Raw genomic sequence first — 18589 nt, forward strand, 5'->3', positions numbered from 1 at the left:
TTCGAAATGGTTGGACGAGACGTATCGTCTCGCTTACCTTCGACGACATGCCTACCCCGACCCCCACACCCCGTCCCGCCCACATCGCCATGTTCTCGGTCGCCGCCCACGGCCATGTGAACCCCAGTCTGGAGGTGATCCGCGAGCTCGTCGCCCGTGGCCACCGGGTCACCTACGCCATCCCGCCGGCGTTCGCGGAGAAGGTCGCCGGAACCGGCGCCGAGCCGAAGCTGTGGAAGTCCACGCTGCCGGGCCCCGACGCGGACCCGGCGGCGTGGGGGAGTGAACTGCTGGACCACGTCGAGCTGTTCCTCGCAGACGCGATCCAGGCGCTGCCGCAGCTGGCCGAGGCGTACCACGGGGACGCACCGGACCTCGTGCTGCACGACATCACGGCGTACCCGGCCCGTGTCCTTGCCCACCGCTGGGGCGTCCCCGCGATCTCGCTCTCGCCGAACCTCGTCGCCTGGGAGGGATACGAGGAGGAGGTCGCCGAGCCGATGTGGGCGGAGCCGAAGCGCACCGAGCGCGGCCGGGCGTACTACGCGCGCTTCCGGGCCTGGCTGGAGGAGAACGGGATCACGCAGCACCCGGACGACTTCGCGGGCCGCCCCGACCGCTCGCTCGTGCTGATCCCCAAGGCGCTGCAGCCCCACGCCGACCGGGTCGACGAGACCGTGTACACCTTCGTCGGTGCCTGTCAGGGCGACCGCGAAGCGGAGGGCGAGTGGCAGCGGCCGGCCGGAGCCGAGAAGGTGGTGCTGGTGTCGCTGGGCTCGACCTTCACCGACCGGCCCGGCTTCTACCGGGAGTGTGTCCAGGCGTTCGGCGGCCTGCCCGGCTGGCACCTCCTCCTGCAGATCGGCAGGCGCGTGGACCCCGAGGCGCTCGGGACCGTACCGGCGAACGTCGAAGTACGCTCCTGGATCCCGCAGTTGGCGGTGCTCCGGCAGGCCGACCTGTTCGTCACACACGCCGGCGCGGGCGGCAGCCAGGAGGGTCTGGCCACCGCCACACCGATGATCGCCGTACCGCAGGCCGTCGACCAGTTCGGCAACGCGGACATGCTCCAGGCCCTGGGAGTCGCCCGCCACATCCCCACCGCGGAGGCCACCGCCCAGACCCTGCGCAGGACCGCCCTCGCCCTCGTCGACGATCCCGAGGTCGCCCGCCGCCTCAAGGAGATCCAGTCCGGCATGGCCAAGGAGGGGGGAACTCGGCGGGCAGCCGACCTGATCGAGGCCGAACTGCCCGCGGAACTCCGGTAGTTCCGGGCATGGCGAGGGCCCGCCGGCTCCCCTGTGGCCGGCGGACCCTCGGTCGGTGAGGGTTTCAGCCCCTTCAGACGCCCAGTCGCTCACCCTCGTCGCGCCGCACCGAGTGCGTGATGACCTCAGCCGACTCGTCGTGCGTCAGGTCGGGCAACCGGTTCAGCCACTTCGGCAGATACCAGTTGCGCTCGCCCAGCAGCGCCATCACCGCCGGGAGGAGCACACCCCGGATGATCGTCGCGTCGATGAGCACCGCGGCCGCGAGGCCGACACCCATCTGCTTCATGGACTGCATGGACAGCGTGCCGAAGATCGCGAACACGGCGACCATGATGACCGCGGCGCTGGTGACGACACCGGCCGTGGTGACCACACCGTGCTGGATCGCATCCCGTGTGGTACGGCCGCGCAGTCGCGCCTCGCGGATCCGCGAGACCACGAACACGTGGTAGTCCATGCTCAGCCCGAACAGGATCACGAACAGGAACAGCGGCAGCCAGGTGATGATCGCGCCGACGCCCTGCGCGCCCACCAGCGAGGCGCCCCAGCCGTGCTGGAAGACGGCGACGAGGATGCCGTAGGCCGCGCCCACCGACAGCAGGTTGAGCAGGATCGACGTGATCGCGACCGTCAGCGAGCGGAACGACAGCAGCATCAGCACGAAGGCGAAGACCACGACGAACGCGAAGACCGGGACGACCGCGCCGCCGAGCTGGGCGTTGAAGTCGTGCGAGCCGGCGACCTGTCCGGTGATCGGCGCCTGCACGCCGTCGAGCTTGCCGAGGGTGGCCGGCCGTACCTCGTCGCGCAACTTCTCCAGGCTGGCGCCCGCCTTGTCCAGGTCGGAGCCGCCGACCAGCGGGACGTACACGTAGGCGATGTTCTGCGCATCGTGCAGCTTGATCTCGACCGGGCCGCGCGAGGCACCCGAACTGATCGCCCGCGCCTTGAAGTCGGCGAGCGCGGACTTCACCTCCGGCGCGTTGATGTCCTTGGCCTTGACGACGACCTCGGCCGGCTCGGAGCCGCCCGGGAAGGCCTCGTTGACCCGGTTGTACGTCTGCACGATCGGCAGCGAGTCGCCGAACTCCTGGTCCAGCGTGAGGTTCTGCGTCTTCATGCCGAGTGCCGGAGCCGCGACGGCCAGCAGCGCACCGGCCGCGACGAGCACGGACACCAGCGGCTTGGCGAGCACACCGCGCAGGACCGCCGTCCAGAACCGGCTCTCCCCGCCCGTGCGGGCGGCCCGGCGCTCCATCGCCTTGCGCAGGAAGGGAATCCGCCCCTTCTCGACCCGCTCGCCCAGCAGCGACAGCAGCGCCGGCAGCACGGTCACCGACCCGACCATGGCGACCGCCACGACCATCAGCGAGGCCAGACCCATCCCCTGGAACGTGACGAGCCCGGTGAACAGCATGCCCGCCATCGCCACGCACACCGTGATGCCGGAGACGACGACCGCCCGACCGCTCGTGGCGGCCGCGATCCGCAAGGCCGTCTGCGCGTCCCGTCCGGCCGCGCGCTCCTCGCGCTCACGGCGCAGATAGAACAGGCAATAGTCGACACCGACCGCCAGACCGACCAGCAGCATCACGGAGTTGGCGGTGTCGCTCATCGGCATCACATGGCTGACGACGCCCATCAGACCCATCGTCGCCATGATCGCGGTGATCGCCAGCGCCACCGGCAGCAGCGCGGCCACCAGCGCACCGAAGGCGATGAGCAGGATGCCGAGAGCCACCGGCACCGCGGACAGCTCCGCCTTCTTGAAGTCGTCGCCGAACGCGTCCTTGAACGTCTTGTTCATACTGGCGCTGCCGATCTCCTCGATCCGCAGCGTCCGGTGCTCCTTCTGCGCCCCCGCGACCGCCTTCAGCACCGGCTCCACGCGCTCGTACGCGGTCTCCGCGTCGCCGCGCATGTCGAACTGCACCAGCGCGCTGCGCCCGTCCCTGGAGATCGTGTGTGTGTCGTACGGCGACTTCACGTCCGTGACCCTGCCGGTCCCGTCGACCGCCTTCACGACCGCGCTCACGGCTGCCTTGAACTCGGCGTCCGTCGCCCTGACGTTCCCGTCCTTCGCCTGGATCAGAACCGTCTCACTGGCCGGTTCCTTGATCCCCGCATCCTCGATGATCTTGGCGGCGGTGTGTGTCTCGCCCTTGAGCTGTTCGCTCTCCTTGACGTCGACCCGGCCGGCGGCCGAACCGAGCCCCATCGCCAGGACGACGAACAGCACCCAGATGCCGACGGCAGCCCATCGGTGCCGGGCGCTCCAGCCGCCGGCCCGGGCGGCTATGCCCCGCACCCGCGAATCTCCGTTCCCCATGACGGGCTTGCCCCCTCGTGTGCGGCGACGGCCCCCTGCCGCCACCTTTCGCTTCGAAGGTATGGGCCGGACAAGAGCGTCTCGTCGTACTGCCCGGTGACGTGCGATGGGCGCGGGTCCTCCCCTCGGACCCCGGTGTCTCACCGCTGGGGAGGATTTCGGCCCCTTACATCTATCGGGACTTCTCGGGGATGAAGATCGGGGTGTCCGGTCCGTCGGCATCGCTCCCCTTTGTTATTGCGAAACCTTGTTGAACAAGTCACAGGTGCGTGTATCGGTTGAACCGGAGCCCCGGGTTCGGACAGAGTTTCGGGCAGTCCGCCCGCGCGGACCGCCGCGGCCGTCGTGCCCGCCCCCACGGGGCACGACGGCCGCTCTATGGTGTGCGCCATGACGACGACGTATGCGGCGCTGCTGCGCGGGATCAACGTGGGCGGCAAGAAGAAGCTCCCGATGGCCGAACTCCGGCAGCTGATGGACGGCCTCGGCTACGACGGCGTCCGCACCCATCTGCAGAGCGGCCAGGCCGTCTTCGCCTCCGGCCACGGCGACGAGGAGTCCCTGGCCGCCGAACTCGCCGAGGCCATCCAGAAGCACTTCGGCTTCGCCGTCGACGTGATCGTGCGCGACCACGCCTACCTCAAGGCGATCGCCGAGGACTGCCCGTTCCCGGCCGCCGAACTGGAGGCCAGGCAGCTCCACGTCACCTACTTCTCCGCCCCGGTGGACGCCGAACGGTTCGCGGAGATCGACCGGGAGGCCTATCTCCCCGAGGAGTTCAGGCTCGGCGACCGCGCCCTGTACCTGTATGCGCCGGACGGCCTCGGCCGCTCCCAGCTCGCCGCCCACCTCGCCAAACCCCGTATCAACAAAGGCCTGATCGCCACGAGCCGCAACTGGAACACCGTCGTGAAACTGGTGGAGCTCACGGGCGGGTGACCGGGGGGAAACCCGGCTCTTCATGGCAGGTACACACGACTGTGCGAGGCTCCTCCCATGCGTTACATCATCATCGGAGCGGGAGCCGTCGGCGGTTCGATCGGCGGGCGTCTCGCGGGTGCGGGGCACGAGGTGGTCCTGGTCGCGCGCGGCGCGCACCACGCGGCGCTGCGGGACGGCGGGCTGCGCCTGAAGGTGCCCGACGGCGACCACACCTACCGGCTGCCGACCGTCGAAGGGCCGGACGAGCTGGACGAGTTGAGGGCCGACGACGTGCTCGTCCTCGCCGTGAAGACCCAGGACACCGTGACCGCGCTGCAGGCCTGGGGCCCGGCGCCGGTCGCGGGCGGCGGCACGGCGGCCGAGCGGCTGCCGTTGTTCTGCGCGCAGAACGGAGTCGAGGGCCAGCGGCTCGCCCTGCGGGTCTTCCGGCGGGTGTACGGCGTCTGCGTCTGGCTGCCGTCCACCTTCCTCGAACCGGGCGTCGTCTCCGCCCCGTGCGCCCCGCTCACCGGCATCCTGCACCTGGGCCGCCATCCGCACGGCATCGACGAGACGGTACGACTGGTCGCCGCCGACCTGGAGAAGTCCCGTTTCGAGGCACCGGTCGTGCCGGACGTGGCGCGCTGGCAGTACGCCAAGCTGCTGTCCAACCTGGGCAACGCGCTGGAGGCGGTCGCCGGGCCGATCGCCGGTGACGAGGCCGTGGCGCTGTACGCGCGCGTGCGCGCCGAGGGCGAGGCCGTGCTCGACGCCGCCCAGATCGCGTACGCGAGCGTCGAGGAGCAGAAGGCGGTACGCGGCCACAAGGTGGACCTGGTCCCCCTCGACGGCGCCCCGCGCGGCGGCGGCTCCTCCTGGCAGTCGCTCACCCGGGGCACCGGCACCATCGAGGCCGACGTCAACGGCGAGATCGCCCTGCTGGGCCGCCTGCACGGCGTACCGACCCCGCTCAACGAGCTCCTCCAACGCCTCGCCAACACCTTCGCGCGCGAGCGCCGGGCCCCCGGATCCATGCCGGTCGTGGACCTCGTCCGCCTCGCCGACGAGGCTGTCGCGTTTGTTCAAGAGTCCGGAGCGGCCTCCTCCTAACGTGTGGTGCATGACGTACGACGACCCGAAGCACCTGCACACGTTCATGACCGAGTGTGCCGCCGAGGCGGCGCGTGTCGCGCGCGGCGTCCCGGCGGACCGGCTCGGCAATCCCACTCATTGCGGCGACTGGGACGTCCGCGCCCTGGTCAACCACTGGGTCCTCTACACCTCGCACGGCCTGGAGCACCGCGCCCTGCGCAAGCAGCTCCCCGAGGAGCTGACCGCCCGCGACTTCACCACAGAGCCCGACTGGCCCGCGGCCTACGCCGCCCAGATGGACCGCGCCGTCGCGGCCTGGGCCGACCCGGCGGTGTGGGACGGCGAGATCGACCTCGGCATGGCGAAGATGCCCGCCGCTGAGATCGCCTCGATGGTCATCAAGGAGATGGCGGTGCACGGCTGGGACGTCGCCACCGCCACCGGCCAGCAGTTCCACGTCTCGGACGACGCGGCCCGCTTCGTCCTCGACGTGGTCGAGAAGCACGCCGAGCTCTACCGGCAGTACGACGGCTTCGCCGACCCGGTACCGGTGCCGGACGACGCCCCGGTGTTCGACCGGGCGCTCGCCGCCAGTGGGCGGGACCCCGAATTGGGCCAGTGAAAAGGCCGCGGATTGGGCCGGGACACTGCACCACCTGGCCAGTACCGTCGACCCCATGACGAACACCTCGCCGACCCGGGTCGACTTCTGGTTCGACCCCGCCTGCCCCTTCGCCTGGATCACCTCCCGCTGGCTCCTGGAGGTCGAGCGCGAACGCCCGCTCGACCTCCGGTTCCACGCGATGAGCCTCTACCTGCACAACCTCGGCAACGAACTGCCCGACTGGTACCGGGAGTTGGTCGACAAGTCGATCGGCCCGGTACGGGTCGCGGTGGCCGCGGCCGAGCGGCACGGCGAGAAGGTCCTGCGGGACCTGTACACGGCGTTCGGCACCCGGATCCACGAACGCAAGGACGAGGACTTCGACGCCGTGATCAGCGACTCCCTCGCCGAACTCGGCCTCCCCGCGGATCTCGCGACCGCCGCGCACGACCCGTCGTACGACGAGGCCGTACGCCGCAGCCATGAGACGGGCACCGAGCCGGAATCGGGCGGCTATGTGGGCACGCCCACGATTCATGTCGACGGAACGGTGTGGTTCGGCCCTGTGCTGAGGGCGATCCCGCGGGGCGCACGAGCGGCCGAACTCTTCGAGAGCTTCCGGGTGCTGGCGACCGACCCCGACTTCTTCGAACTGAAGCGCACCCGCACCGGCGGGCTGTCCTTCGACTAGCCTCTGCCGACCCTCAGGCGCTCGCCCGCACCGGCAGCAGCGCCCCGGCGGACGTCTCGTCGTACCTGTGCAGAAGCACCCGTGCCACTTCCGGCGCCGCGCCCAGCACATCGGCGAGGACATCCGCCTGCGCCGCGCCCCGGGCGATGCGGTCCGGCAGGAAACCGGGTGCCAGGACGTACGGCGCCACGGCCACCCGCCCGCAGCCCAGGGCCCGCAGTTCGCGGACCGCGTCCTCGGTGCGCGGAAGGGACGCGGAGGCGAACGCAGGCCGCACGGCGCACCAACCGGTGTGCCGCCACTCCCGCGCGATTTCTGCGATCACTGCGATCGCCTCCGGGTCGGTGGACCCCGCCGAGGCCAGCACGACCCCGGTCGAGGACTTGTCGGCGGGGCTCAGCCCCGCCTCGTACAGCCGCCGTTCCAGTGCGGACAACAGCAGCGGCGACGGGCCGAGCACCTCTGCCTGGCGGATGCGGAGGGATGGCGGCGCGTCCCGCAGGACCGCCGGGATGTCCGCCTTCGCGTGGAACGCGCGCGTCAGGAGCAGGGGGAGCGCCACGACGTCACGGACGCCCTCCGCCGCCAGGGACTCCAGCACGCTTTGCACGGAGGGGATGTTGAAGTCCAGGAAGCCGGTCTCCACGCGCAGCCCCGGTCGCAGCGACCGTACGCGCCGCACCAGGGCGTGCACCGTCGCGGCGTGCCGCGGGTCGCGGCTGCCGTGAGCTATGACAAGGAGGACCGGCTTCGACTGGCGCATGGGATCAGCTCTTCACCAGGAGGCCGCGGCTGCGCAGCACCCACCGCTCCAGCGGGCTGAAGATCAGCAGGTCGATGGCGATGCCGACGAAGAGGATGAGCAGGATCGCGAGGAAGACCGTCGACATGCTGCTGTTGGTACGGCCCACCTCCAGCAGCTGGCCCAGGCCCATGCCCATGTCCGGGGACTGGGCGATGATCTCGGCGGCCATCAGCGAACGCCAGGAGAACGCCCAGCCCTGCTTCAGACCGGCCACATAGCCGGGCAGCGCCGCCGGCATCACGATGTGCCAGGTGCCGCGCAGCCCGGTCGCACCGAGTGTGCGGCCCGCCCGCAGGAACAGCGGGGGCACCTGGTCGACACCCGACACCAAACCGTTGGCGATCGAGGGAACGGCACCCAGCAGGATCACCGTGAACATCACCGAGTTGTCCAGACCCAGCCAGATCACCGCGGGGGCGACCCAGGCGACCGAGGGCAGCGACTGGAGTCCGGAGAGGATCGGGCCGAACGCCGCACGTACGAACTTCACCCGGGCCACCACCAGACCCAACGGTGTCCCGATGACCAGTGCGAGCAGGAAGCCGAGCAGACCGCGGGAGACGCTGCCCCAGATGTAGGAGAGCAGGGTGCCCTTGACCCACTGGTCCTCGACCTCGCCCCAGACATCGGCGGGGGAGGGCAGCTTCGACGGGTTGTTGACGACCGGATAGAGCAGGATCCAGGCCACCAGCACAACAGCGATGGCGATGACGGGCGGCAGGATCTTGTTCTTGAAGGTCTGCGCGAAGGGCGTACGGCCGGTGGCCGTGGTCTCCAGTGCGTCGAGGCCTGCCTCGACGCTTCCGGCGTCCTGGGCCGGTGTCGTCTCAGTGCTGGCCATGACGGCGGATCTCCCCACGCAGTACATCGGTGATCTCAAGGGACAGTTCGGCCACGGGCGCGTCCTCGATGCGGCGCGGCTGGGGGATGTCGACCGCCCACTCGCGCGCGATCCGCCCGGGGCGGGACGACAGGAGGATCACACGCTGCGCGAGCCGCACCGCCTCGCGCACGTTGTGCGTGACGAAGAGAACGGACACGCCCGTCTCCGCCCAGATCCGCGTCAGCTCGTCGTGCAGCACGTCTCGTGTGATGGCGTCGAGGGCCGAGAACGGCTCGTCCATCAGCAGCAGGTTGCTCTCCTGGGCGAGCGCCCGGGCCAGCGCCGCACGCTGCCGCATACCGCCCGACAGCTCGTGGACACGCTTGCCGTACGCGCCCTTCAGACGGACCAGTTCGAGCAGCCGCTCGGTCCGTTCACGCCGTTCGTTCTTCGGAACTCCCCTGAGCTTGAGGGCGAGTTCGATGTTCTTGCCCGCTGTCAGCCAGGGGAAAAGGGCGTGCTCCTGGAACATGAGGGCCGGGCGGCCGTCCGTCGCGATGGAGCCGACGGTCGGCTTGTCCAAGCCCGCCACCAGGTTCAGCAGCGTGGACTTGCCGCAGCCCGAGGCCCCCAGGAGGGTGACGAACTCGCCGGGCGCGACATCAAGAGTGATGTCGTCCAGGACGAGCTGCTGCCCGCCCGGTCCTGCGAAGGACTTCGAAACATGCTCAAGGCGAGCGGCGTACTCCACCGACTCTTCGGCCTTGGCGAGGGTCGTTGCCATGGTCGTCACCTCCTGGGAACTCGTCGGGCGGGGATCAGCTGGAGCCGAGACCGGCGTCGTCGACCGTGCTCTCGCCCTCGGCCTTGAGGACCTTGTTGAGGATCGTGAGGTCGTAGATGCCCTTCAGGTTCGGCTTCTCCAGGAGGCCGGCCTTGACCGCGTGCTCGGCCTCGGTGTTGAGGGTCGCGGCCAGCGGGTCGTTCGTGAACTGGATCGACTTCCAGGCCGGGTCCAGGACCTTCGGCTTGAGCGCCTTGCCGGAGTCGGCCTCCAGCTGCTTGTTGGCCGCCGCCTTCGCCTGGTCCGGGTTGGCGTTGATCCACTTGTTGGCCTCGACCGAGGCCTTCAGCACGGCCTCGACGGCCTTCGGGTGCTCCTTGAGGAAGGCCTGCCGCACGATGATGTTCGTGATCACGAACTTCTTGTCCGGCCACAGGGACGCCTCGTCGAGCAGGACCTTGCCGCCCTCCGCGACCAGCTTGGACGCGGTCGGCTCGGGCACCCAGGCGCCGTCGATGGCGCCGGACGCGTAGGCGTCGGGAGTGATCTTGTTGTCGGTGCGGACCACCGACACATCGCCCTTCCCGGTGTTCGCGTCGACCTTCCAGCCCTGGTCGGCGATCCAGTTGAGGAACGCCACGTCCTGCGTGTTGCCGAGTTGCGGGGTCGCGATCTTCTTGCCCTTGACGTCCTTCAGGGACTTGATCTTCTTCGGGTTGACGACCAGCTTCACGCCGCCGGAGGCCGAACCACCGATGATCTTCAGGCCCTTGCCGCCGGACTTGACGTAACCGTTGATCGACGGGGACGGGCCGATCCAGCCGATGTCGATGGAGCCGGAGTTGAGCGCCTCGATCTCGGACGGGCCCGCGTTGAAGATCTGGTAGTCCGCCTTGGTGGCGCCCAGCTCCTTCTGGAACAGGCCCTGCTGACGGGCGACGAGCGCGGTGCCGTGGGTCAGGTTGCCGAAGTAGCCGATCTTGACGGAGTCGAGGCCTTCGATCTTCGACGACCCTGCGGCGACCTTCTCCTTGGAGTTGTCGGTCGTGGACTTGGACCCGTAGCCGCAAGCGGCAAGCGTGAGCAGGGGAAGTGCGGCTACCACGGCCACGCCGCGGCGAAGGAACGTTGAGCGGTTGACAGGCACGGGAGGTGTTCCTCTCGGAGGCCCGGCGGTCACGGTCTTTAAGGCCGTGGCCGGGAGGTCGGCAGGTCTTCGTCGCTTCCGGGACGTCGGGTGGGGGGACGGGGCGCGCAGGCAGTGCGCGTACGTCAACGCACACATCGCGCCACTCCGCCCTGCCCGCTACCCAGAGCGCCGCTGCCGACGCGGCCGCCCTCCTTCGCGAACGTGGAGTAGTAGTCGAGGGAGTTCATGTCAGAAGTCCCAACCGTCGTCTTCGGACTCGTCCTTGACTGGCTCCGGGGACGCGAACGACTCGCCGACCATGCCCGCGGTGAGCGTGGTGCCGTCGTTCGGGTCGATCAGGATGAAGGAGCCGGTGCGGCGCGAGTCGGCGTAGGAGTCCACCGGCAGCGGTTCCGCCGTGCGGATCTTCACGCGGCCGATGTCGTTGGCGACGAGCTGTCCCGGGTGCGGGTGCAGGGACAGGTCGTCGAGCGTGAGCCGGGACGGGATGTCCTTGACGATGGCCTTGACGATGCGGGTGCCGTGCTTGAGCAGCACCCGGTGGTTGATGGTCAGCGCCTGGTCGGCGACATGGCAGACGGTCGCCTCGATGTCCTGCGTGGTCGCCGGGGCGTCCTTGCTGGGCACGATCAGGTCGCCGCGCGAGATGTCGATGTCGTCCTCCAGCAGGAGGGTCACCGACTGGGTGGTCCAGGCGACGTCGACCGGCTCGCCGAGCAGGTCGATGCCGGAGATGCGGGAGGCACGGCCCGAGGGGAGCACCGTGACGGCCTCGCCGACGTGGAAGGAACCCGCGGCGATCTGGCCCGCGTAGCCCCGGTAGTCCGGGTGCTCGGCGGTCTGCGGGCGGATCACGTACTGCACGGGAAGGCGCGCGTGGCAGTGGCTCAGGTCGTGCGTGACCGGGACCGTCTCCAGGTGTTCGAGCACCGTCGGGCCGCCGTACCAGTCCATGTTCGCGGACGGCTCCACCACGTTGTCACCGGCGAGCGCCGAGATCGGGATCGCGGTGACCTCGGGGACGCCCAGTTCGGTCGCGTACGCCGTGAACTCCTCGGCGATCGCGGCGAAGACCGGCTCCTTGTAGTCGACCAGGTCCATCTTGTTGACGGCGAGGACGACGTGCGGGACGCGGAGCAGGGCCGCGATCGCGGCGTGCCGGCGGGTCTGCTCGACGACGCCGTTGCGGGCGTCGACCAGGATCACGGTCAGCTCGGCGGTGGAGGCACCCGTCACCATGTTGCGGGTGTACTGCACATGGCCGGGGGTGTCGGCGAGGATGAACCGCCGCCGGGGCGTGGCGAAGTAGCGGTAGGCCACGTCGATCGTGATGCCCTGCTCGCGCTCGGCGCGCAGACCGTCGGTGAGCAGCGCGAGGTCGGGGGCCTCCTGGCCACGGCTGGCGGAGGCGCGCTCGACGGCCTCCAGCTGGTCGACCAGGACCGACTTGGAGTCGTGCAGCAGCCGGCCGACGAGCGTGGACTTGCCGTCGTCGACCGAACCGGCGGTCGCGAACCGCAGAAGGGTCGTCTCGGAGAGTTCCGTGGTGGTGCTCATGCTTAGAAGTACCCCTCGCGCTTACGGTCTTCCATCGCGGCCTCGGACATCTTGTCGTCGGCGCGGGTGGCACCGCGCTCGGTGAGCCGTGAGGCGGCGATCTCCGTGATGACCTGCTCCAGCGTCACTGCGTCCGAGTCGACGGCGCCCGTGCAGGACATGTCGCCGACGGTCCGGTACCGGACGAGCCGCTTCTCGACGGTCTCGCCGTCCTTGGGCCCGCCCCACTCGCCCGCGGTCAGCCACATCCCGGCCCGCTGGAACACTTCACGCTCGTGCGCGAAGTAGATCTCCGGCAGTTCGATGCCCTCGCGGGCGATGTACTGCCACACGTCCAGCTCGGTCCAGTTGGACAGCGGGAAGACCCGGACGTGCTCGCCGGGCGCATGGCGGCCGTTGTACAGGTTCCACAGCTCCGGGCGCTGGCGGCGCGGGTCCCACTGCGAGAACTCGTCGCGCAGGGAGAACACCCGCTCCTTGGCCCGGGCCTTCTCCTCGTCGCGGCGCCCGCCGCCGAAGACCGCGTCGAACTTCTCCGCCTGGATCTTCTCCGTCAGCGGCAGCGTCTGCAGCGGGTTGCGGGTGCCGTCCGGGCGCTCCTTGAGCACACCCCGGTCGATGTAGTCCTGCACCGACGCGACGTGCAGCCGCAGCCCGTGCTCGGCCACCGTCCGGTCGCGGTACTCCAGGACCTCGGGGAAGTTGTGCCCGGTGTCCACGTGCAGCAGCGAGAAGGGCACCGCGGCCGGCGCGAAGGCCTTCAGCGCCAGGTGCAGCATGACGATGGAGTCCTTGCCGCCGGAGAACAGGATCACCGGCCGCTCGAACTCGCCCGCCACCTCGCGGAAGATGTGCACTGCCTCGGACTCGAGGGCGTCCAGGTGGGAGAGGGCGTACGGAGCGGCCGTGCCCTCCTCCGCCTTGGCAACGGTCGTCATGCCAGTCCCCTTTCGGTGAGCAGCGCGTGGACCGCGGCCGCGGACTCCTGGACGGTCTGGTGCTGCGACTCGATGCGCAGATCGGGCGTCTCGGGCTCCTCGTAGGGGTCGTCCACCCCGGTGAGCCCGGACAGCTCGCCCGCCGCCTGCTTGGCGTACAGACCCTTCACATCACGTACGGAGCACACCTCGACCGGGGTCGCCACATGCACCTCGATATACGGCGCCCCGCCCTCCTGGTGGCGCTTGCGCACCGCCTCGCGGCTGTCGGCGTACGGCGCGATCACCGGGACGAGCGCCTTGACGCCGTTGCGGGCGAGCAGTTCGGCGAGGAAGCCGATGCGCTGCACGTTGGTGTGCCGGTCCTCGCGGCTGAAGCCGAGACCCGCGGAGATGAACTCGCGGATCTCGTCGCCGTCGAGCACCTCGACGAGGTGGCCCTCCTCGCGCAGCCGGCCGGCCAGCTCGTACGCGATGGTGGTCTTGCCGGCACTCGGCAGACCCGTGAGCCAGACGGTGGCTCCGGTCGTCACGTTCGTCTCCTGAATGTCTGTCGTCGTCATCCGTGCAGCCCGCACTCGGTCTTGGCACTGCCCGCCCAGCGGCCCGCGCGCGCGTCCTCGCCCTCCAGGACGCGGCGGGTGCAGGGGGCGCAGCCGACGGACGCGTAGCCGTCCATCAGCAGCGGGTTGGTCAGTACGCCGTGCTCGGCGACGTAGGCGTCCACGTCGTCCTGGGTCCAGCGGGCGATCGGGGAGATCTTGACCTTCCGGCGCTTCTCGTCCCAGCCGACGACCGGGGTGTTCGCCCGGGTCGGGGACTCGTCGCGGCGCAGACCGGTCGCCCAGGCCACATAGTTCTTCAGGCCCTGCTCCAGCGGCTGGACCTTGCGCAGCTTGCAGCACAGGTCGGGGTCGCGGTCGTGCAGCTTGGGGCCGTACTCCGCGTCCTGCTCGGCGACCGTCTGGCGCGGGGTGAGCGTGATGACGTTGACGTCCATCACGGCCTCGACCGCGTCGCGGGTGCCGATGGTCTCCGGGAAGTGGTAGCCGGTGTCGAGGAACACCACGTCCACGCCGGGCATGGCGCGCGAGGCGAGGTGGGCGACCACCGCGTCCTCCATCGACGAGGTCACGCAGAAACGCTTGCCGAAGGTCTCGGCCGCCCACTGGAGGATCTCCAGCGCGGAGGCGTCCTCCAGGTCACGGCCGGCCTGCTCGGCGAGCGCCTTCAGGTCCTCGGTCGCCTTCTCTTCCTGAACCGCGGTCATATGTCGTCTCCCCCTGCTTCGGAGTGCTGAAGACCCCGGGCGAGCAGCCCGAGGAACTTCAGCTGAAAGGCCCGGTTGCACGCCGCGCATTCCCAGGCGCCATGGCCCTGCTCGGACGGACGCAGGTCCTCGTCGCCGCAGTAGGGGCAGTAGAAGGGGGCGGCCCGCTCGCTCACGGCCCCTCCTTTCGCTGTCGTTCGCTGACGCTCACGACAGGGCCTCCTCGGACGCACGGGAGGCCCAGGCGGCGAACCGCTCGCCGTCCTCGCGCTCGGCCTGGAACCGCTTGAGGACACGCTCGACGTAGTCGGGCAGCTCCTCGGAGGTGACCTTCAGGCCACGGACCTTGCGGCCGAACCCGGCCTGAAGGCCCAGCGCACCGCCGAGGTGCACCTGGTAGCCCTCGACCTGCTCGCCCCGGTCGTTGAGGACGAGCTGGCCCTTGAGACCGATGTCCGCCACCTGGATACGGGCGCAGGCGTTCGGGCAGCCGTTGATGTTGATGGTGATCGGCTCGTCGAACTCCGGGATGCGGCGCTCCAGTTCGTCGATCAGGGACGAACCGCGCTGCTTGGTCTCGACGATGGCGAGCTTGCAGTACTCGATGCCGGTGCAGGCCATGGTGCCGCGCCGGAACGGGGACGGCTTGGCGGTCAGGTCCAGCGCCTCCAGGGCCTCGACCAGCGGCTCGACCTGCGCCTCCTCGACATCGAGGACGATCATCTTCTGCTCGACGGTGGTACGCACCCGGCCCGAGCCGTGGGCCTCGGCGACCTCGGCGATCTTGGTGAGCGTGGCACCGTCGACGCGGCCGACGCGCGGGGCGAAGCCGACGTAGAACCGGCCGTCCTTCTGCCGGTGCACGCCGACGTGGTCGCGCCAGCGGCCGAAGGGCTCGGCGGGCGCGGGACCGTCGACCAGCTTGCGCTTGAGGTAGTCGTCCTCCAGGACCTGGCGGAACTTCTCCGGGCCCCAGTCGGCGACGAGGAACTTCAGACGGGCGCGGGTGCGCAGCCGCCGGTAGCCCCAGTCGCGGAAGATGCCGACCACGCCGGCCCACACCTCGGGCACCTCGTCCAGCGGGACCCAGGCGCCGAGCCGGACGCCGAGCTTCGGGTTGGTGGACAGGCCGCCGCCGACCCACAGGTCGAAGCCGGGGCCGTGCTCGGGGTGCTCGACGCCGACGAACGCCACGTCGTTGATCTCGTGCACCACGTCGAGCAGCGGGGAGCCGGAGATCGCCGTCTTGAACTTGCGCGGCAGGTTGGAGAACTCCTTGCTGCCGATGTAGCGCTCGTGGATCTCCTCGATCGCCCAGGAGCCGTCGATGATCTCGTCCTCGGCGATACCTGCGACCGGCGAGCCGATGACCACACGCGGGCAGTCGCCGCAGGCCTCGGTGGTGGACAGGCCGACGGCCTCCAGCCGGTTCCAGATCTCCGGGACGTCCTCGATGCGGATCCAGTGCAGCTGGATGTTCTGCCGGTCGGTGATGTCGGCGCTGCCGCGCGCGAACTCCTGCGAGATCTCGCCGATCACGCGCAGCTGCTGGGTGGTCAGGCGGCCGCCGTCGATGCGCACCCGCAGCATGAAGTACTTGTCGTCCAGCTCCTCCGGCTCCAGGATCGCGGTCTTGCCGCCGTCGATCCCGGGCTTACGCTGGGTGTACAGCCCCCACCAGCGCATACGTCCGCGCAGGTCGTTGGGGTCGATCGAGTCGAAGCCGCGCTTGGAGTAGATCGTCTCAATGCGTGTCCGCACATTGAGACCGTCATCGTCCTTCTTGAACTGCTCGTTGCCGTTCAGCGGGGTGTGGTGCCCCGCGGCCCACTGACCCTCACCACGGTGACGGCTCACCTTGCGGCGGGGAGTCGAAGCGGCAGGCTTCTGCGGGGTGGCGGCCATGGTGATTACGTCCTTCGGGACAGGCGGGAAGCGGCTCTGACCTGCGCATTCGGGCGCATGGGCATGCGTGCGCGTCGTTGCGCGGGATGAGAGGGAATGTCAGGAGATGTCGGGTGTGTCGCGGCCCCGTGGCCGGAGGCCACTAATGGGCGCTCAGCACGCCGGACAGATGGCGCTGGACATGCGGCCGAGGTCGACGTGCCGCCGACTCACCAAGGCAATTCCAGTTCCAGACATGACGGAAGCGTGTCATGGCAATCTGGACACAGTCCAGCTTCGTCCATGATGCGGACACCCTGGTCTCGAAGTGTGAGACAAGGGTGTCGTCGATCACATCGGCCGCCGCCGGTCTTGTCGGTGCAGGTCAGGCGCGGTATGCCCCGGGCCACGGGCCCGGTGCCGGCACCTCGGCCTGCTCCTCGACCTTGGTGTCGAAGAGCTTGAAGCCCCGGCGCAGATAGTTGTCCATGGCGTGCTCCCCGTCCAGGCTGCACGTATGCAGCCAGACCCGCTTCGTCTGCGCCAGCCCGGGCCAGCGCTCCGCGAGGTCCCAGGCGCGGGCGGCGCCGTACGACAGCAGGTGTCCGCCGATCCGCCGCCCCCGGAAGGCGGGAATCAGACCGAAGTACACGATCTCCACGACCCCGTCGTCCTGCGGCTCCAGTTCCACGTATCCCGCGGGCGTTCCCCGGTCGTATGCGACCCATGTCTCCACGCCCGGCCGCCCCAGGTGCTCCTGCCACCGCGCATACGTCCAGCCCAGCCGGTCGATCCAGCGGATGTCACCGCCGACGGACGCATACAGGAACCGGCTGAACTCGGGCGAGGGAACCTCGGAGCGAACGATCCGCACGTCCCCCTCCGGCATGGCGGCCGAAAGCAGATCGGTCGGTGCGGTCTGCTCCAGGGACCAGGTGGTCACGGGAATGTTGGTCATGCCGGTCAGGGAATCATCCGCCGGGCGGATCTGTCGATCGGCGTCCAGCCCGCGCCCCAAAGGGGCGCGGGGCTGTGTCGATATGCGGCTCCGCCGCGTGGGCGCGACCAGCCACGATGTTGCCGCAGACGAATGACGGCCCAACGCGGAGCGACTACCCCAGAGACCTGTCTACTGAGCTCAACGGCAGCGCATACAACATCCGCCCGGATTGGGACCAGACCTCACCGGTCTCCTCCCAATAAGACAGGGCCCCGGAGGGTCCGCCCCAGCACCGGTTCGTCCCGTCCGAACCGCACCGCGTGGCCTTCGCGCCGCGCGCGTTCTGTCGCCACAAGGTGCCGTGGCCGTCCGCGGTGCCCGCCGTGCGGGCCAGGTACCACTGTGATCCGTACGACAGGACCCCGCCGACGCCGGCCGTCTTCGTCTCGTACGCCTCGGTCGCGCTCGCGCGTCCCGCGGGATCGGTGGCCAGCAGGCCGGCGCGGTCCGGGTCGCTGCTGAACGCGTAACGCCACAGGCGGGTGTGCCGGCCGCTGTCCGCGGGCACCCACTCGCTCGCCACCAGGCTGTCCGGCGCGGTGCTGCGGTCGAGGGAGATCGCCGCCGGGAGGGCGCTCCCACCGGTGAGCCGGTACGAGCCGACGGCCGGCAGGACATACCGCGCGCCGTCCGCGGCCCAGCCGCCGGGCACCCGGCCGACCGCGCCGCTGTCGACGGTGGCCCGCTGGATGCGGTGCACGTCGTACACGTACAGCCCGTCCGCGGCGGTGACCAGGAGCTTGTCCTGGTACCAGACCATGCCGGAGACGGCGGAGGTGAGCCCGCGGTAGTCACGGCCGCCGTCGACGGGGACGGCAAGGGTCGCCCAGGCATAGGTGAGGCGGTCGGGGTCGCCGGCGTCGACGAAGGCGACCCGGGCGAGGCCCGGCTGCGCCGACCTGCCCGCCTGGTGGGTCCAGCCGGAGAGGATCACGCGGCGGTCGCCCCAGTGGCCGTCGTCGTCCGCGTCCCCGGAGGTGGTGACCGCGCCGGCCCGCCAGCCGCGGGTGTCGGCGGCGTCCCAGCAGTACGCGCGGGTGGCCGCGGGTGCCACGGGCAGCGCCGTGCGCTCGCCGGCCGTACAGTCGGCCGCGCCCAGCAGCGAGTGGTCGGCGTCGTCGAGGACGGTGCTGACGCCGACGGGCCTGCCCATGGCGGCGGCGAGCCGGTCGAGGGTGCTGCGAGGCACCAGCCGCTCCTGGAGCCGCAGCCCGGTCGTCCGCTCGGACGCGTCGAGTGCCTTGAGGGCTCCCGGCCTGTCGCCGACCGTGGCCTGCGAGGCGCTGATCATGGTGGCGGCGGCGGTGAGTGCGAGGGCGGTCCCGGCGAGGAAGGCGCGCAGCGCACGGCCCCGCTTCTGCCTGCGGTGTCGGCCACGTTGCTTCATACGTCCTCCCGAGGCGGGCCAACTGCGGCCATTGGTCCGTGTGTTGACCAAAGGAGCAGGTGGGGTGGCCCGTAGAGGGATGC

At 70.0% G+C, this 18589-nt stretch carries 18 protein-coding genes and 1 pseudogene; 5 read left to right on the forward strand and 14 right to left on the reverse strand.

The annotated features are described in order from the left end of the window. Positions 1-10: 10 nt before the first annotated feature. Positions 11-1268, forward strand: a pseudogene (gene mgt, locus ABD355_RS20675) (macrolide-inactivating glycosyltransferase). A 73-nt stretch (positions 1269-1341) separates the two neighbouring features. Here the strand turns inward: mgt and ABD355_RS20680 are convergent. After that, positions 1342-3600 carry an MMPL family transporter gene (locus ABD355_RS20680; RefSeq protein WP_344401970.1) on the reverse strand — a complete coding sequence of 753 codons (2259 nt, stop codon included), beginning with the start codon at positions 3598-3600 and terminating at the stop codon, positions 1342-1344. Between the two features lie 390 nt (positions 3601-3990). On the opposite strand from ABD355_RS20680, the gene ABD355_RS20685 reads away from it, so the two are divergent. The 4 genes from ABD355_RS20685 to ABD355_RS20700 are packed head-to-tail and all read left to right on the forward strand — an operon-like array spanning position 3991 to position 6908. Next, a complete protein-coding gene (locus ABD355_RS20685) occupies positions 3991-4539 on the forward strand; it encodes a DUF1697 domain-containing protein (RefSeq protein WP_344401971.1) in 549 nt (182 codons plus the stop codon). A 57-nt stretch (positions 4540-4596) separates the two neighbouring features. Next, the gene (locus tag ABD355_RS20690) at positions 4597-5631 is read left to right on the forward strand and encodes a ketopantoate reductase family protein (protein WP_344401972.1); all 1035 of its coding nucleotides are present in this window, start codon (positions 4597-4599) and stop codon (positions 5629-5631) included. A gap of 10 nt (positions 5632-5641) precedes the next feature. Next, positions 5642-6235 (forward strand): TIGR03086 family metal-binding protein, encoded by a 594-nt coding sequence (locus tag ABD355_RS20695; protein ID WP_344401973.1) that lies wholly within the window; start codon positions 5642-5644, stop codon positions 6233-6235. 55 nt (positions 6236-6290) lie between these two features. Further along, positions 6291-6908, forward strand: coding sequence for a mycothiol-dependent nitroreductase Rv2466c family protein (locus tag ABD355_RS20700; protein WP_344401974.1), 618 nt, complete (start codon positions 6291-6293; stop codon positions 6906-6908). A 13-nt stretch (positions 6909-6921) separates the two neighbouring features. Here ABD355_RS20700 and ABD355_RS20705 read toward each other — a convergent pair whose 3' ends face one another. The 13 genes from ABD355_RS20705 to ABD355_RS20765 all read right to left on the reverse strand — a co-directional run bounded on the left by ABD355_RS20705 (position 6922) and on the right by ABD355_RS20765 (position 18506). After that, the gene (locus ABD355_RS20705; protein WP_344401975.1) at positions 6922-7671 is read right to left on the reverse strand and encodes a sirohydrochlorin chelatase; all 750 of its coding nucleotides are present in this window, start codon (positions 7669-7671) and stop codon (positions 6922-6924) included. Positions 7672-7675: 4 nt separating this feature from the next. Next, positions 7676-8554 (reverse strand): ABC transporter permease, encoded by an 879-nt coding sequence (locus ABD355_RS20710; RefSeq protein ID WP_344401977.1) that lies wholly within the window; start codon positions 8552-8554, stop codon positions 7676-7678. After that, the gene (locus ABD355_RS20715; RefSeq protein WP_344401978.1) at positions 8541-9320 is read right to left on the reverse strand and encodes an ABC transporter ATP-binding protein; all 780 of its coding nucleotides are present in this window, start codon (positions 9318-9320) and stop codon (positions 8541-8543) included. Before ABD355_RS20715 ends, ABD355_RS20710 begins: the two co-directional genes overlap by 14 nt. Positions 9321-9354: 34 nt before the next feature. After that, positions 9355-10467: an aliphatic sulfonate ABC transporter substrate-binding protein gene (locus tag ABD355_RS20720; protein ID WP_344401979.1), complete on the reverse strand. Its 1113-nt coding sequence runs from the start codon at positions 10465-10467 to the stop codon at positions 9355-9357. Between the two features lie 231 nt (positions 10468-10698). Beyond that, entirely contained in the window at positions 10699-12027 is a 1329-nt protein-coding gene (locus ABD355_RS20725; protein ID WP_344401980.1) for a sulfate adenylyltransferase subunit 1, read from the reverse strand. Between the two features lie 2 nt (positions 12028-12029). After that, positions 12030-12965, reverse strand: a complete 936-nt coding sequence (gene cysD / locus ABD355_RS20730; protein WP_344401982.1) for a sulfate adenylyltransferase subunit CysD — start codon at positions 12963-12965, stop codon at positions 12030-12032. Then, complete coding sequence (gene cysC, locus ABD355_RS20735) at positions 12962-13528, reverse strand: adenylyl-sulfate kinase (RefSeq protein WP_344401983.1); 567 nt, start codon at positions 13526-13528, stop codon at positions 12962-12964. Before cysC ends, cysD begins: the two co-directional genes overlap by 4 nt. Beyond that, positions 13525-14235 carry a phosphoadenylyl-sulfate reductase gene (locus ABD355_RS20740; RefSeq protein WP_344401984.1) on the reverse strand — a complete coding sequence of 237 codons (711 nt, stop codon included), beginning with the start codon at positions 14233-14235 and terminating at the stop codon, positions 13525-13527. The genes cysC and ABD355_RS20740 overlap by 4 nt, the downstream gene beginning before the upstream one ends. Then, on the reverse strand, positions 14232-14411 hold the full coding sequence (locus ABD355_RS20745; protein ID WP_099932046.1) for a hypothetical protein: 180 nt from the start codon (positions 14409-14411) through the stop codon (positions 14232-14234). The genes ABD355_RS20740 and ABD355_RS20745 overlap by 4 nt, the downstream gene beginning before the upstream one ends. 31 nt (positions 14412-14442) lie before the next feature. Continuing rightward, on the reverse strand, positions 14443-16140 hold the full coding sequence (locus ABD355_RS20750) for a nitrite/sulfite reductase (protein WP_344401985.1): 1698 nt from the start codon (positions 16138-16140) through the stop codon (positions 14443-14445). A gap of 153 nt (positions 16141-16293) precedes the next feature. Continuing rightward, positions 16294-16377 carry a putative leader peptide gene (locus ABD355_RS20755; protein WP_313904670.1) on the reverse strand — a complete coding sequence of 28 codons (84 nt, stop codon included), beginning with the start codon at positions 16375-16377 and terminating at the stop codon, positions 16294-16296. 127 nt (positions 16378-16504) lie between these two features. Further along, the gene (locus ABD355_RS20760; protein WP_344401986.1) at positions 16505-17077 is read right to left on the reverse strand and encodes a GNAT family N-acetyltransferase; all 573 of its coding nucleotides are present in this window, start codon (positions 17075-17077) and stop codon (positions 16505-16507) included. Between the two features lie 154 nt (positions 17078-17231). Further along, positions 17232-18506 carry a hypothetical protein gene (locus ABD355_RS20765; RefSeq protein ID WP_344401987.1) on the reverse strand — a complete coding sequence of 425 codons (1275 nt, stop codon included), beginning with the start codon at positions 18504-18506 and terminating at the stop codon, positions 17232-17234. Positions 18507-18589 lie beyond the last annotated feature (83 nt).

Source organism: Streptomyces longisporus (assembly GCF_039532765.1).
In the GTDB taxonomy this organism is placed as follows: domain Bacteria; phylum Actinomycetota; class Actinomycetes; order Streptomycetales; family Streptomycetaceae; genus Streptomyces; species Streptomyces longisporus.

What these genes read in the sequence shown, in the direction of transcription:
- ABD355_RS20680 (WP_344401970.1), bottom strand. Translation starts at nt 3,600, where the DNA reads ATGGGGAACGGAGATTCGCGGGTGCGGGGCATAGCCGCCCGGGCCGGC.
- ABD355_RS20685 (WP_344401971.1), top strand. Translation starts at nt 3,991, where the DNA reads ATGACGACGACGTATGCGGCGCTGCTGCGCGGGATCAACGTGGGCGGC.
- ABD355_RS20690 (WP_344401972.1), top strand. Translation starts at nt 4,597, where the DNA reads ATGCGTTACATCATCATCGGAGCGGGAGCCGTCGGCGGTTCGATCGGC.
- ABD355_RS20695 (WP_344401973.1), top strand. Translation starts at nt 5,642, where the DNA reads ATGACGTACGACGACCCGAAGCACCTGCACACGTTCATGACCGAGTGT.
- ABD355_RS20700 (WP_344401974.1), top strand. Translation starts at nt 6,291, where the DNA reads ATGACGAACACCTCGCCGACCCGGGTCGACTTCTGGTTCGACCCCGCC.
- ABD355_RS20705 (WP_344401975.1), bottom strand. Translation starts at nt 7,671, where the DNA reads ATGCGCCAGTCGAAGCCGGTCCTCCTTGTCATAGCTCACGGCAGCCGC.
- ABD355_RS20710 (WP_344401977.1), bottom strand. Translation starts at nt 8,554, where the DNA reads ATGGCCAGCACTGAGACGACACCGGCCCAGGACGCCGGAAGCGTCGAG.
- ABD355_RS20715 (WP_344401978.1), bottom strand. Translation starts at nt 9,320, where the DNA reads ATGGCAACGACCCTCGCCAAGGCCGAAGAGTCGGTGGAGTACGCCGCT.
- ABD355_RS20725 (WP_344401980.1), bottom strand. Translation starts at nt 12,027, where the DNA reads ATGAGCACCACCACGGAACTCTCCGAGACGACCCTTCTGCGGTTCGCG.
- cysD (WP_344401982.1), bottom strand. Translation starts at nt 12,965, where the DNA reads ATGACGACCGTTGCCAAGGCGGAGGAGGGCACGGCCGCTCCGTACGCC.
- cysC (WP_344401983.1), bottom strand. Translation starts at nt 13,528, where the DNA reads ATGACGACGACAGACATTCAGGAGACGAACGTGACGACCGGAGCCACC.
- ABD355_RS20740 (WP_344401984.1), bottom strand. Translation starts at nt 14,235, where the DNA reads ATGACCGCGGTTCAGGAAGAGAAGGCGACCGAGGACCTGAAGGCGCTC.
- ABD355_RS20750 (WP_344401985.1), bottom strand. Translation starts at nt 16,140, where the DNA reads ATGGCCGCCACCCCGCAGAAGCCTGCCGCTTCGACTCCCCGCCGCAAG.
- ABD355_RS20755 (WP_313904670.1), bottom strand. Translation starts at nt 16,377, where the DNA reads ATGTCTGGAACTGGAATTGCCTTGGTGAGTCGGCGGCACGTCGACCTC.
- ABD355_RS20760 (WP_344401986.1), bottom strand. Translation starts at nt 17,077, where the DNA reads ATGACCAACATTCCCGTGACCACCTGGTCCCTGGAGCAGACCGCACCG.
- ABD355_RS20765 (WP_344401987.1), bottom strand. Translation starts at nt 18,506, where the DNA reads ATGAAGCAACGTGGCCGACACCGCAGGCAGAAGCGGGGCCGTGCGCTG.